At 68.8% G+C, this 13,625-nt stretch carries 10 protein-coding genes; 7 read left to right on the top strand and 3 right to left on the bottom strand.

From position 1 onward, the window contains the following. Positions 1-168: 168 nt before the first annotated feature. Both AC3RCE_RS01510 and AC3RCE_RS01505 read left to right on the top strand, forming a co-directional pair. A complete protein-coding gene (locus AC3RCE_RS01510) occupies positions 169-1,713 on the top strand; it encodes a YifB family Mg chelatase-like AAA ATPase (RefSeq protein WP_492254367.1) in 1,545 nt (514 codons plus the stop codon). A 155-nt stretch (positions 1,714-1,868) separates the two neighbouring features. After that, positions 1,869-2,369, top strand: a complete 501-nt coding sequence (locus tag AC3RCE_RS01505) for a MarR family winged helix-turn-helix transcriptional regulator (protein WP_218296611.1) — start codon at positions 1,869-1,871, stop codon at positions 2,367-2,369. 24 nt (positions 2,370-2,393) lie between these two features. On the opposite strand, the gene AC3RCE_RS01500 is transcribed toward AC3RCE_RS01505, so the two are convergent. The 3 genes from AC3RCE_RS01500 to AC3RCE_RS01490 form a co-directional block, all read right to left on the bottom strand. Beyond that, on the bottom strand, positions 2,394-3,968 hold the full coding sequence (locus AC3RCE_RS01500; RefSeq protein ID WP_492254366.1) for an acyl CoA:acetate/3-ketoacid CoA transferase: 1,575 nt from the start codon (positions 3,966-3,968) through the stop codon (positions 2,394-2,396). Positions 3,969-4,050: 82 nt separating this feature from the next. Next, entirely contained in the window at positions 4,051-5,319 is a 1,269-nt protein-coding gene (locus AC3RCE_RS01495) for a thiolase family protein (protein WP_369641100.1), read from the bottom strand. Positions 5,320-5,321: 2 nt separating this feature from the next. Next, positions 5,322-6,542, bottom strand: a complete 1,221-nt coding sequence (locus AC3RCE_RS01490) for a thiolase family protein (RefSeq protein WP_369641099.1) — start codon at positions 6,540-6,542, stop codon at positions 5,322-5,324. A gap of 157 nt (positions 6,543-6,699) precedes the next feature. Between AC3RCE_RS01490 and AC3RCE_RS01485 the strand changes: the two genes are divergently transcribed. From AC3RCE_RS01485 to AC3RCE_RS01465, 5 genes are all read left to right on the top strand, one after another. Then, the gene (locus AC3RCE_RS01485; RefSeq protein ID WP_218296607.1) at positions 6,700-7,485 is read left to right on the top strand and encodes a crotonase/enoyl-CoA hydratase family protein; all 786 of its coding nucleotides are present in this window, start codon (positions 6,700-6,702) and stop codon (positions 7,483-7,485) included. A 69-nt stretch (positions 7,486-7,554) separates the two neighbouring features. Beyond that, the gene (locus tag AC3RCE_RS01480; protein WP_492254365.1) at positions 7,555-9,420 is read left to right on the top strand and encodes a feruloyl-CoA synthase; all 1,866 of its coding nucleotides are present in this window, start codon (positions 7,555-7,557) and stop codon (positions 9,418-9,420) included. Positions 9,421-9,462: 42 nt separating this feature from the next. Continuing rightward, on the top strand, positions 9,463-10,248 hold the full coding sequence (locus AC3RCE_RS01475) for an SDR family NAD(P)-dependent oxidoreductase (protein WP_492254364.1): 786 nt from the start codon (positions 9,463-9,465) through the stop codon (positions 10,246-10,248). A gap of 211 nt (positions 10,249-10,459) precedes the next feature. Further along, positions 10,460-11,449: a Bug family tripartite tricarboxylate transporter substrate binding protein gene (locus tag AC3RCE_RS01470; protein ID WP_218296604.1), complete on the top strand. Its 990-nt coding sequence runs from the start codon at positions 10,460-10,462 to the stop codon at positions 11,447-11,449. A gap of 310 nt (positions 11,450-11,759) precedes the next feature. Then, positions 11,760-13,514, top strand: coding sequence for an acyl-CoA dehydrogenase family protein (locus AC3RCE_RS01465; protein ID WP_492254363.1), 1,755 nt, complete (start codon positions 11,760-11,762; stop codon positions 13,512-13,514). Positions 13,515-13,625: the final 111 nt, after the last annotated feature.

Here is a 13,625-nt window from a genome sequence, read left to right as displayed (position 1 = left end):
GCCACGCGGCGGAATACATCCGCGCGCGCCGTTGCTTCGCGTTACAACGATCCCCGGTACAGTGAGCATCAGCACCGTGCCACGGCCATACGCACGCTATTGGTGCATGGCGCCAAGGGCCCGCGCGGGAACGCCATAAAACGCACCCATCTGGGGAGGAATCGCTTCATGAGTCTTGCTTTGGTGCAAAGCCGCGCCCTTCTGGGGCTGCAGGCGCCGTCCGTCACTGTCGAAGTGCACCTGGCCAACGGCCTGCCCAGCTTCACCCTGGTGGGCCTTGCCGAAGTGGAAGTGAAGGAAGCGCGCGAGCGCGTGCGGTCGGCACTGCAGAACGCGGGGCTGGAGTTCCCCCACAACAAGCGGATCACCGTCAACCTCGCCCCCGCCGACCTGCCCAAGGATTCCGGCCGGTTCGACCTGCCGATCGCGCTGGGCATCCTGGCGGCCAGCGGGCAGCTGGACGGCGCCCGCCTGCCGGGGCACGAATTCGCGGGCGAGCTGTCGCTGTCGGGCGAACTGCGGCCGGTGCGCGGCGCGCTGGCCACGAGCCTCGCGCTGCAGACGCAGCAGATCAGCGCCGTGCTGGTGCTGCCGCCCGGCAGCGCCGAAGAGGCCGCCCTCGTGCCCGCCGCGCAGGTGGTGCGCGCCCGGCACCTGCTGGACGTGGTGCGCGCCTTCCTGCCACCGGGCAACGCCGCGGCGGGCGATGCCTCCGTGGACAACGATGGCTGGACCCGCCTGCAAGCCACGCCGATGGCGGCCGCAGCCGCCTCCCTGGACATGGCCGACGTGAAAGGCCAGGCCACGGCCAAGCGCGCGCTGGAGATCGCGGCCGCCGGAGCCCACAGTGTCCTGATGGCCGGCCCGCCGGGCTCGGGCAAGTCCATGCTGGCCCTGCGCTTTGCCGGGCTGCTGCCGGCCATGACGGTGGACGAGGCGCTGGAGAGCGCAGCGATCGCCAGCCTGGCCGGGCGGTTCCGCCCCGAACTGTGGGGGCAGCGGCCCACGGGCACGCCCCACCATACGGCCAGCGCGGTGGCCCTTGTCGGAGGTGGATCGCCGCCCCGGCCGGGCGAAATCTCGCTGGCCCACCACGGCGTCCTCTTCCTCGACGAGCTGCCGGAATTTCCCCGTGCCGCCCTCGAGGCGCTGCGCGAGCCGCTGGAGACGGGCCACATCACCATCTCGCGGGCCGCGCAGCGCGCGGACTTCCCCGCGCGCTTTCAGATGATCGCGGCGATGAACCCCTGCCCGTGCGGCTTTCTCGGGTCCACGCAACGCGCGTGCCGCTGCACGCCCGACCAGATCAACCGCTACCAGGGCAAGCTCAGCGGCCCGCTGCTGGACCGCATCGACCTGCATGTGGAGGTGCCCGCCCTCCCCGCCGAGCAACTGGTGCAGGCCCCCGCGGGCGAGCCCACCGCCGCCATCCGCGGGCGGGTGGAACATGCCCGCGCCCTGGCGCTGGCGCGGCAGGGCAAGGCCAACCAGGCGTTGCAGGGCCAGGAGATCGACACGCACCTGCGGCTGGACGATGCGGCCGCCAGATTCCTGAACACCGCCGCCGCGCGGCTGGGATGGTCGGCCCGCAGCACGCACCGTGCGCTGAAGGTGGCGCGCACCATCGCCGACCTGGCGGGCTCGCCCACCACCGAGGTCATCCATGTGGCCGAGGCCGTGCAATACCGCCGCGTGCTGCGCAGCCCCGCTTGAGGCGGGTGGAGCCGCGTTTTTCGATTTCGCGATATAGCTATATTTTTAATAGCAAAAGATGTATATAAAATAAGCGGCAGCGGCGAAAGGGAGTCAGAAAGTGGTCTTGCCCGATGCGTCGCCAAACCCGACCTTGCTCCGGCACCCATCGCCCCATGTCCAGCGCCCGCCCCTTCAAAAACCCACCGCCCCCCGCCACCGCGCTCTCCACGCCGGAGGCCGTGGACACCAGCTTCCTGCGCACGCTGGTGGGCTACAACGCGCGCCGTGCGTCGCTGGCGGTCATCGAGGTGTTCATGGAGCGCATGGCGGTGTACCGCCTGAAGGTGGTGGAGTTTTCCGTGCTGTCGCTGGTGGCCCACAACCCGGGCATCACCTCGCGCCAGCTGTGCGCCACGCTCAATGTGCTGCCGCCCAACCTGGTGGGGCTGATCGCCGCGCTGGAGCGGCGCGGGCTGATCGAGCGCCGCCCGCACCCCAGCGACGGGCGCGCCATGGGCGTGCACCTCACGCCCGCGGGGGTGGAGCTGACCGCGCAGGCCGAGGAGACCGCCGCCCAGCTGGAAGTGGACGCCACGGCGGGCCTGACCGCCGCCGAGCGCAAGACGCTGATCCGGTTGCTGCAGAAGGTCTATTCGCCGGACCCCGCCTCCTGAGAGCCCGCGCAGGGTTGCTGCGTATCAGTCGGCAGACCCGGCCTTGGCGGCCATTGCCTGCGCCAGCCCGCCCCACTGGGCACGGAACAGGCCCGGGTCCATCATCTTCACATCGCGCATCAGGGGCTTGAACCCCATGTGCGCCAGCACGTCGCGTTCCAGGTCGATGCCGGGCGCGATCTCGGTCAGCTCCAACCCCTCTGTGGTCAGGAGGAACACGGCGCGCTCGGTGACGAACAGCACGTTTTGCTCGCGCTGCGCAGCGTCCAGGCCGTTGAAGGTGATCTGCTCGACCTTCTCGATGAACTTGCGCGAGCGGCCTTCCTTGACGATGGTGAGCGTCCCATCAGCCACCTGCACCTCCAGCCCGCCCGCGGTGAAGGTGCCGCAGAACACCAGGTGCTTGGTGGACCGCGTGATGTTCACAAAACCGCCGCAGCCCACGGGCCGGCCGTTGAACTTGCTCACGTTCACGTTGCCGTGGTTGTCGGCCTGCGCCAGGCCCAGGAAGCTCGCGTCCAGACCGCCGCCGTCATAGAAGTCGAACTGCAGCGACTGCTCGATGATCGCGTCGGCGTTGTAGGCAGTGCCGAAGTCCCCCAGCTGCGCCGGGATGCCGCCCGTGATGCCGCTTTCCACGCTCAGCGTGAACTGGTCGGACACGCCCTCTTCCGCCGCCACCGACGGCACGCCCGCCGGGATGCCGATGCCCAGGTTGGTGATGGCGCCCGGCGTGAGCTCCAGCGCCGTGCGGCGCGCGATCACCTTGCGCTCGTCCAGCGGCATCGGCGCCAGCGAGTTGAGCGGCACGCGCACATCGCCACACAGCGCGGGGTTGAACTGCGTGGTGATGGTCTGCATGTGGTTCTCGGGCTGGCTGACCACCACGTAGTCCACCGACACGCCGGGCACCTTGACCGACTTGGGGTGCAGGCTGCCGGCCTTCACGATGCGCTCCACCTGCGCGATCACGATGCCGCCGCTGGCCTTGGCCGCGTGGGCGATGTTGATCTGCTCGAGCAGCACGCCTTCCTTGTCCAGGGTGATGTTGCCGTTCTCATCGGCCAAGGTGCCGCGGATGATGGCCACATCGACCTTGGGCGCGGGGTAGAACAGCCATTCCTCGCCGTTGAATTCGACGAGCTTGACCAGGTCTTCGGTGGACTTGCTGTTGAGCTTGCCGCCTTCGATGCGGGGGTCCACGAACGTGCCCAGGCCCACCTTGGTCAGCAGCCCGGGGCTGCGGCTGGCAATGTGGCGCGTGAGGTGCGACAGGCTGCCCTGCGGGAAGTTGTAGGCCTCCACTTCGCCGTCAAACACCATCTTCATCATCTCGGCACCCGTCTGGCCGAAGTGGCCCGCCACGGTGCGCTTGATCATGCCGGGGTGGGCAAAGTGGACCATGCCCGCATCCTTGCTGTTGCCGATGGCGCCGCAGGCCCAGGTGGTCACGTTCTTCGGGTGGCCGGTGTCGAGGAAATTCTTTTCCACGCCCTTGAGCACTTCCTCGGGCAGGCTGGAGACGGCCAGGCCGCCCAGAAAGATGGTGGCGTTGTCTGGGATCAGGGCCCCGGCCTGGGCTGCGGTGATGATTTTCATGGTGACCTTCAATTGAACACTATTACTTCGATAGCTGCTCGCGCTTATCCCATAAGCGCTTGAGCCCTATTTCTCTTAAATTTCAAGCATCCGGGTTCTCGATGAGCAAGGCAATGCCCTGCCCGCCGCCCACGCAGGCACTCGAGATGCCGTAGCGCAGCCCGCGCCGGCGCAGCTCGCGCGCCAGGGTCACCGTCAGGCGCACGCCGGTGGCGGCCAAGGGGTGGCCCAGCGCAATCGCGCCGCCGTTCACGTTGAGCTTGTCGCGGTCCAGGCCCAGTTCGCGCTCCACGGCGATGGTCTGCGCGCCCTGCGCTTCGTTGATTTCAAACAGGCCGATGTCGTCGAGCGTGAGCCCGGTGCGCGCCAGCAGCGCGCGGATGGCGGGTGCGGGGCCGATGCCCATGAATTCGGGCGCCACACCGACGGCAGCCGCGCCACGCAGGCGCGCCAGGGGTTTGAGGCCGCGCCGCTGCACATAGGCATCGCTGGCCACCACGGCTCCCACGGCCGCGTCCACCAGGGCCGAGCTGTTGCCCGCCGTCTGCACGCCGCCGGGGTACACCGTGCGCAGCCCCGCCAGGGCCTCGACGGGCGAGGGGCGCGGGTGCGTGTCGCGGTCGAGCTGCGCCACCTTGCGCGGCAGCGTGATGCCGCGCGTGGCGTAGCCTGCCAACTCGAACTTCTCGCTCGTCACCGGCACGATCTCGCCGGCCAGAAAGCCGTCGGCCTGGGCTTGCAGCGCCCGCTCGAACGAGCGCGCCGCGTACGCGTCCACGTCTTCGCGGGTGATGCCGTATTTTTTGGCCAGGTTCTCGGCGGTCTCGATCATCGTGACGGGGCCGGCGGTGTCAATCAGCGCCTCCATCAGGAAGTCCTTGAACTCCACCGGCGCACCGAGCTTGAAGCCCGTGCGGTGCGTGTACGCGGCGATCGGGTTGCGCGTCATGGATTCGGTGCCCACCACCAGCGCCACGTCGGCATAGCCCAGCGCGATCTGGTCCGCGGCCTGGCGGAACAGCTCGAAGCCCGTGCCGCAGATGCGCTGCACCAGGATGGCCGGCACGCTCTGCGGCACGCCCGCATACAAGCCGATGTGGCGCGGCAGCACGAAGGCGTCGAAGTCGGCCTGCGCCATCGAGCCGGTGATGACCGAGTTCACGTCGGCAGCGGGCACGCCGCTTTTGTCCAGCACGGCGCGGGCGACCTTGATGCCCATGTCGGTGGGCGACACATGGCCGAGCGGGCCGCAGTAGTCGACCATGGGCGTGCGCACGCCGTCGACCAGCCAGGCGTTCAGCGGGGCGGAAAAGGAATGTTCAGTGCTGGTTGTCGTCGCAGTGGTCGTCATGGTCAGGCCTTGGGGGTGGTGCTGGTTCTGCTGTCGGTCACGCGCAGCACGGTGGCGTAGCCGGTGTCGCCCGCGGCGCAGCCGGTGAACAGGCCCACGCCGCCGCCGCGCAGCACCAGCTCTTCGATGAGTTCGATGATGGCGCGCAGGCCGGTAGGCGCCTGCGGGTGGCCCCAGATGATGGAGCTGCCGTAGTTGTTCATGCGCTCCCACGCAAAGCCGGTGTCGCGCGCCAGCGCGATGTCGTTCACCGCAAACGGGTTGTGCGTCTTGATCGCGTGCACGTCGGCGATGGACAGGCCTGCGTGCTTCAAGGCGTTGAACGCCGCCGGCGACGGCGCCATGGGCATGAAGCCGGCCTCCACGCGCGCCATGCCGAAGCCCAGGATCTCGACCTCGATGCCGGGGTCGGTGGCCACGGCGCGGGCGCGGTCACGCGTGGTGACGATGGCGCCCGCATTGCCGTCGGCCGGGTGCGTCTGGCCGCCGAAGGTCACGGTGCCGCCTTCTTTGACCGGCTTGAGCCTGGCCAGGCCTTCGGCGGTGGTGGGGAAGATGCCTTCGTCGGCGCTGAGCGTGCCGGTCTGCTTGCGGAATTTCGAGTCGGTGACCGGCACATCGGCCATGTAGCGCTTCTGGAAGGCGCGGTCGTCGGCCAGCGCCGCCTGGTACTGCGTGTAGCGGTGCAGCTTGAGCGCGTGCTGCTCTTCGGTGGTGATGCCGTAGCGCGCCGCCACGTTTTCGCCCGTCTGCAGCATGGGGTTCTTGGCGTAGGGGTCGTGGCCCATGTTGTCGGGCACCCAGTGCTCGGTGATGCCATAGCCGCCGGTGCCGCTCGAATCGGGGTAGTACACCACCGGCCCGTTGGACTGGCGGTCAGCCATCACCAAGAGCGCGCTGGTGGCCGTGCCGCAGGCCACCTCTTGCGCGGCCATCTGCAGCGCGCGCACACTGGTGGCGCAGGCCTGCTGCACCGTGGGGCCCGCCACGCGGTCGATGCCCATGAGGCCGGTGACCCAGGGCAGGCCGTAGAAGCTGCCCTTCTGCGGGTTGGTGATGCCGAGGATCGCCAGGTCCACCGCCGCCAGGTCGTACCCGCGCGCGGCCAGCGCCTGCTTGCCCACCGTGGCCGCCAGCGGCAGCGCGTTGAGGTTGGCCAGCGAGCCCTGCCACTTGGCGAACGGGGACGACCAGTAAATGCCGTAGGGGATGAAGGCGTTCATGACGGTTCCTTGCTGTGAATCGGTGCCATTTTAGTTATTTATCATAATCATATGAGCACCCAGAAAAGCTAGGGAAAGCACCTAGCAAAGACCGCCTCCACGGCCTTGTTTTAGTTATTTTTGATAACCATAATTTCTACAACTCACCTCGATGACCATGACCAAGCACTCCGACATCTCCCTCGAAATCCGCGGCGAACGCGAGGACATCGCGGTCATCCGCCTCGCCCGCCCCGCCAAGCGCAATGCCCTGAACGACGGCCTGATCCTGGCGCTGCGGGACGTGATGGACAACCTGCCCGCCACCGTGGGCGCGGCCGTGATCGATGGCGAAGGCGAGCACTTCTGCTCGGGCCTGGACCTGTCCGAACTCAAGGAGCGCGATGCGGGCCAGGGCCTGCACCACTCGCGCATGTGGCATGCGGCGCTGGACCGCGTGCAGTTCGGCCCCGTGCCCGTGGTGGCCGCGCTGCACGGCGCGGTGGTGGGCGGGGGCCTGGAGCTGGCCAGCGCCTGCCACATCCGCGTGGCCGACGAGTCCACCTTCTACGCGCTGCCCGAGGGCTCGCGCGGCATCTTCGTGGGCGGCGGCGGCGCGGTGCGCATTCCGCGCCTGATCGGCACGGCGCGCATGACCGACATGATGATGACCGGCCGCGTCTACAACGCGGTGGACGGCGAGCGCGTGGGCTTTGCGCAGTACCTCGTGCCCACCGGCACGGCGTTCGACAAGGCCTTCGAGCTGGCCCAGCGCATCGGGCAGAACGCGCCGCTGACCAACTACGCGCTGATGCACGCGCTGCCGCGCATCGCCGAGCAGCCGTCGGACCAGGGCCTGATGACCGAAGCCATGATGGCCGCCATCGCGCAGAGCGCCCCCGAGGCCAAGGCGCGTGTGCGCGCCTTCCTCGACGGCAAGGCCGCCAAGGTCCAGAAGGGCTGACCGCAGCGCCCCGGACAGGACAGATAGCACAGACAGCACGCGCCCGCGCAAGCCCACCGACACGCACCCATGACGAGCAACCCATCCCCCCGCTACCGTCCGCTGCGCTTTGGCGTGACCGAGGTCAGCACGCGCCAGGCAGACAACGGCGTGGTCTACGTGCGGGCCACGCAAGACCTGCAGGCCTACCCGCTGCGCCTGACCGACCGGCTCGCGCACTGGGCCCAGACCGTGCCCGACCGCACCTGGATGGCCCAGCGCGTGAAGAACGCCGACGGCAGCCTGGGCGAGTGGCGCCACGTCACCTACGGCCAGGCCTGGCAGGCCGCGCGCAGCATTGCCCAGGCCTTGCTCGACATGCACCTGGGCGCCGAGCGCCCCGTGGCCATCCTGAGCGAAAACGACCTGGACCACGCGCTGCTGTCGCTGGGCTGCCTGGTGGCCGGCGTGCCGCAGTGCACCGTCTCCACCGCGTACTCCACCATCAGCCAGGACTTCGACAAGCTGCGCCATGTGCTGGACACGCTCACCCCCGGCCTGGTGTTCGCCAGCGACGCCACGCGCTTTGCGCGCGCCATCGAGGCCACCGTGGCCGCCGACGTCAAGGTGGTGCTGGGCACTGGCAGCATCCCGGGCCGCAGCACCGTGGCCTTCAGCGACCTGCTGGCCACCCCCGCCACGCCGGCCGTGGATGCAGCGCACGGCGCCATCACGGCCGACAGCATCGCCAAGTTCATGTTCACCTCGGGCTCCACCAAGCTGCCCAAGGCCGTGATCGTGACGCACGGCATGTGGGCCGCCAACCTGCAGCAGATGAACCAATCGATGCCGGTGCTGGCCGAAGAGCCCCTGGTGCTGGTGGACTGGCTGCCGTGGAACCACACCTTCGGCGGCAACCACAACTTCGGCATCGTCATCTACAACGGCGGCACGCTCTACCTGGACGAAGGCAAGCCCACGCCCAAGGGCATGGCCGAGACCATCCGCAACCTGCGCGAGATCGCGCCCACGGTGTACTTCAACGTGCCCACGGGTTTCGAGGTGATCGCACAGACCATGAAGACAGACGCGCAGCTGCGCAAGAACCTGCTCAGCCGCGTGAAGATGTTTTTCTTTGCCGCAGCCGCGCTCTCGCAGCCCATCTGGGACTCTCTGTTCGAGAGCGCCGAGCGCGAGGTCGGCGAGCGCATCGTGATGAACACGGGCCTGGGCATGACCGAAGGCTGCCCCTTCTGCGTGGCGGTGAACAGCCCCGACGTGCAGGCCGGCGACATCGGCGTGCCCACGCCGGGGCTCGAACTCAAGCTCGTGCCGGTGGACGGCAAGGTCGAGGTGCGCTACCGCGGCCCCAACATCACGCCCGGCTACTGGCGCAATGCCGAAGCCACGCGCGACGCCTTCGATGAAGAGGGCTTCTACTGCTCGGGCGACGCGGTGAAGTGGATCGACGAGAACGACCTGAACAAGGGCCTGAAGTTCGACGGCCGCATTGCCGAGGACTTCAAGCTCAGCACCGGCACCTTCGTGAGCGTGGGGCCGATGCGCGCCAAGATCATCGCCGCCTGCGCGCCCTACGTGCAGGACGCGGTCATCACCGGCATCAACCTCAAAGAGATCGGCGCGCTGCTGGTGCCCACACCCACCATTCGCACGCTCAGCGACCTGCCCGAGAGCGCCAGCCTGCACGAGGTGCTGGCGAGCGAGCCGGTGCAGCAGCACTTCCAGCAGGTGCTGGACAAGCTCGCGGCCGAGTCCACCGGCAGCGCCACCCGCGTGGCCCGTGCGCACCTGATGGCCGAGCCGCCCTCGCTGGACAAGGGCGAGATCACCGACAAGGGCTCCATCAACCAGCGCGCCGTGCTGCAACACCGCGCGGACGTGGTGGACGCACTGCACGGCGGCACGCTGCCCGGCACGCTGGTGCCGCGCCACTGAACGCCAAAGACACACCCAACATTTTTCTCAAGGACACACAGCATGGACATCCAAGGACAAGCCGCCATCGTGACCGGCGGCGCATCGGGCCTCGGTGAAGCCACGGCCCGCGAACTCGCCCGCCTGGGCGCCAAGGTCGCCGTGCTCGACCGCAACGCCGAGCTGGCAGAGAAGGTTGCGGCCGACATTGGCAAGGAATTTGGCAACGGCTGCGCCGTGGCGTGCGCCTGCGACATCACCGACCCCGCCAGCGTCACCGCCGCGCTGGAGAAGGCCGCTGCGGCCCACGGCCCGGCGCGCATCCTGATGAACGTGGCTGGCATCGGCAGCGCCAAGCGCATCGTGCAGCGCGACGGAAGCGCCGCGCCGCTGGAGGACTTCACGCGCGTGGTCACCATCAACCTGATCGGCAGCTACAACGTGAGCCGCCTGTTCGCCGCCGCCTGCGCCAAGCTGGAGCCCCTGCCCAACGGCGAGCGCGGCGTGATGATGTTCACCGCCTCGGCCGCCGCGTTCGACGGCCAGGTGGGCCAGCAGGCCTACAGCGCCTCCAAGGGCGGCCTGGTGGGCATGACGCTGCCCATGGCGCGCGACCTGGCGCAGCACGGCATCCGGGTGTGCACCGTGGCGCCCGGCCTGTTCGCCACGCCGCTGATGAAGGAGTTGCCCGAGGCCGTGCAGCAATCGCTGGCCGCGAGCATCCCCTTCCCCCCACGCCTGGGCAAGCCCGAGGAATTTGCCGAGCTGGCGTGCCACATCGTGACCAACGGGCACCTGAACGGCGAGGTGATCCGCCTCGATGGTGCCCTGCGCATGGCGCCACGGTAATGCCCCCCTCGAGTCGCTTCGCGCCTTCCCCCTCTCCTGCGGGAGGGGGACGCCACCGGTGGCCTGGCAAAGCCAGTTCCACGGTGGCGCTGGCTTGGGCAGCGCCAGTTCTTGCGCCCCGGGAGGCGCCGCACAGCTGATAACGAGAGGGTGTGCGAACACCCCAGTTGATTTTTGAGATGTCCGTCAGATACACACCAGGAGACAAACCATGACCACCACACGCCGTCAATTCGTTCAGGCCCTTGGCGCCAGCGCCGCATTGGGCGCCCTGCACCCCTTCGCCGCCCATGCGCAGGTGGACCAGGTCAAGGTGTATTTCGGCTTTCCGGCCGGCAGCTCGGGCGACACCGTGGCGCGGCGCGTGGCCGAAAAATGGGGTGGCTCGGCCTTCAGCAAGAACGCCGGCGTGGTGGAAAACAAGCCCGGCGCGGGCGGGCGCATTGCGCTGGAGACCCTGAAGTCGGCCCCGGCCGACGGCTCGGTACTGGCGGTGGCGCAGGTGTCGGCCCTGGCCAACTACCCCCACATCTACAGCAAGATGAACTACACCGACAAGGACTTCGCGCCCGTGTCGATCGCGGCCATCATGCACCACGGCCTGGCCGTGGGCCCCATGGTGCCCGCCAGCGTCAAGACGGTGAAGGACTTCCTGGCCTGGGCCAAGGCCAACCCCAAGGACGCGAGCTACGGCTCGCCTGGCGCGGGCTCCACGCCCCACTTCCTGGGCGCGCTGCTGGGCATCAACAGCGGCGTGGACCTGCGCCACGTGCCCTACCGTGGCTCCATCCCCGGCGTGACGGACGTGGTGGGCGGCCAGGTGGCGGCCATGGTCACGCCGCACGGCGACTTCATCGCCAACTACAAGGCGGGCAAGCTGCGCATCCTGGCCACCTCGGGCCCCAAGCGCTCGCAGTACGTTCCTGATGTGCCCACGTTTGCCGAGCAGGGCTTCCCCGAGCTGACGACCGAGGAATGGTTTGGCTTCTACGCCCCCGCCGCCACGCCCAAGCCCGTGATTGCCGCCGCCAACGCTGCGATCAACGCAGCCCTGAAGGAAAAGTCGGTCATCGACAGCCTGGCCATCGTGGGCCTGATGCCCCACGGCTCCACGCCCGAGGAGCAGGCGCGCTGGCAGAAGGCCGAGTACGACACCTGGGGCCCGCTGATCAAGAAGATCGGCTTCACCGCGGATTCCTGAGCTCCCCCTGAGCGGCTTCGCCGCTTCCCCCTGAGGGGGACGCCACCCGTGGCCTGGCAAAACCAGCTCCACGGTGGCGCTGGCCGGGGCCGCGCCGGTATCACGGGCAGTGCGCAACGCGGCGCGAGGGGGCGCAGCCATTCCCCACCCGTTCAGGCTGAGCCTGTCGAAGCCTGGGCATGCCACTCGCGCAGCCCGTTCGACCGGATCAGGGTGAGCGGGCTGCCGCTGGCCGACCAGGATTTCAAGCAAAAACAGCCGCTACCGCGCGTCCATCAAGCGCCAATAGCTATCAGAACAAGAGCAAACCATGCAAGCACGCCAAGCCCTTGCCGACATCCAGCATCTGCTGACCCATGTGCTGCAGGCGCCCAGCCGCTGGCAGGCGCTGCCCCCGTTTGCGGACACCGATGGCGAGCTGGCCGCGCAGGTGCTCGACGAAGCCGCCAAGTTTGTGGACAGCGCCATCGCCCCGCTGCAGCGCGGCGGCGACGAAGAAGGCTGCCGCTTCGACGCAGGCCAGGTGCGCACGCCCGCAGGCTTCCGCGACGCCTACCAGGCCTTCTGGCAGGCGGGCTGGCCGTCGCTGTCATGCGCGCCCGAGGACGGCGGCCAGGGCCTGCCTGCGGTGCTCGAATGTGTGCTGTTCGAATGGCTGGCCGGCGCCAACCACGGCTGGACCATGGCCCCCGGCCTGCTGCACGGCGCGTACGAATGCATCAAGCACCACGCCAGCGACGAACTCAAGGCGCAGTATCTGGAGAAGGTCGCCACCGGCGAGTGGCTGGCCACCATGTGCCTGACCGAAGCCCACGCGGGCAGCGACCTGGGCCTGGTGCGCACACGTGGGGTGCCGCAGCCCGATGGCAGCGCGCGGGTGAACGGCAGCAAGATCTTTATCTCCGGCGGCGAGCACGACCTGACCGACAACATCGTGCACCTGGTGCTGGCGCGCCTGCCCGATGCGCCTGCGGGGCCCAAGGGCCTGTCGCTGTTCCTGGTGCCCAAGATTCTTCAAGATGGAAGCTGCAATGCCGTGGTGTGCGAGCGCATCGAAGAAAAGATGGGCCTGCACGGCAGCCCCACCTGCGTGATGCGCTTTGACGACGCCACCGGCTGGCTGGTGGGCGAGCCGAACAAGGGCCTCAACGCCATGTTCGTGATGATGAACGCGGCGCGCCTGCACGTGGGCCTGCAGGGCATCGGCCTCCTGGAAGCCGCATGGCAAAAGGCCAGCGCCTACGCGGCCGAGCGCCGCCAGATGCGCGCGCCCGGCGCCAGGGACACCAGCCTCATCCAGGACCACCCCGCCATCCGCCGCATCCTGCACACGCAGCGCGCCTGGATCGACGGCGGCCGCGTGCTGGCCTACCACACGGCCCTGCAGCTCGACGTGGCCAAGCACGGCACCGACGCTGCCGCGCGCGCCGCCGCCCAGCGCTGGTGCGCGCTGGTCACGCCCGTGCTCAAGGCCGCGCTCACCGACCAGGGCTTTCACGGGGCCAGCGCCTGCCTGCAGGTGTTTGGCGGCCACGGCTATGTGCGTGAATGGGGCATCGAGCAGATCGTGCGCGACGCGCGCGTGGCCATGATCTACGAGGGCACCAACGAGATCCAGGCCATCGACCTGCTGGTGCGCAAGGTGCTGGCCGATGGCGGCCAGGGCCTGGGCGCCCTGCTGGGCAGCCTGCCCGGCGCGGCCCCCAGCGCCGCCGCCAGCGCGCGCCGCCATGCGCTGGTCGAGATCACGCAGACCCTGGCGATTGCCGCCCAGTCCGACCCCGAACTGCCCTACTGGGTGGCCGACGACTACCTGCGCGCCGTGGCGCTGGTGCTGCTGGAATGGGCCTGGGCCCAGATCGGCGCCGCCCGCCCCCGCGAACGCGGGAGCGAACCCACCAGCGCCACGGACCGCTGGACCGCCCCCGCCCAGGCCTTTGCCCTGTGGGTGCTGCCCGAATTCGACCTGCGCACCGGCATCCTGCGCCAGCGCATCGCGCACGCCTTGGAATCCAGGCCCCAGGAGGTCGCAGGCGCTCAACCCATATGCGCCAGCAGCTCCTGATTCAGTAGCAATCCGCCTTCCGCCGATCTCCCGCCCACAGCGTGTTGAGGCCACGCTGCGGGTTTCCTTGCGCCTCAGAAAAACAGGAGACAACACCATGAGCTTGAAAAA

Source organism: Acidovorax sp. GW823-FHT05D11 (genome assembly GCF_058795695.1).
Note: the sequence above shows the minus strand (reverse complement) of the source record. Positions and strands in the feature narration are given on the sequence as shown.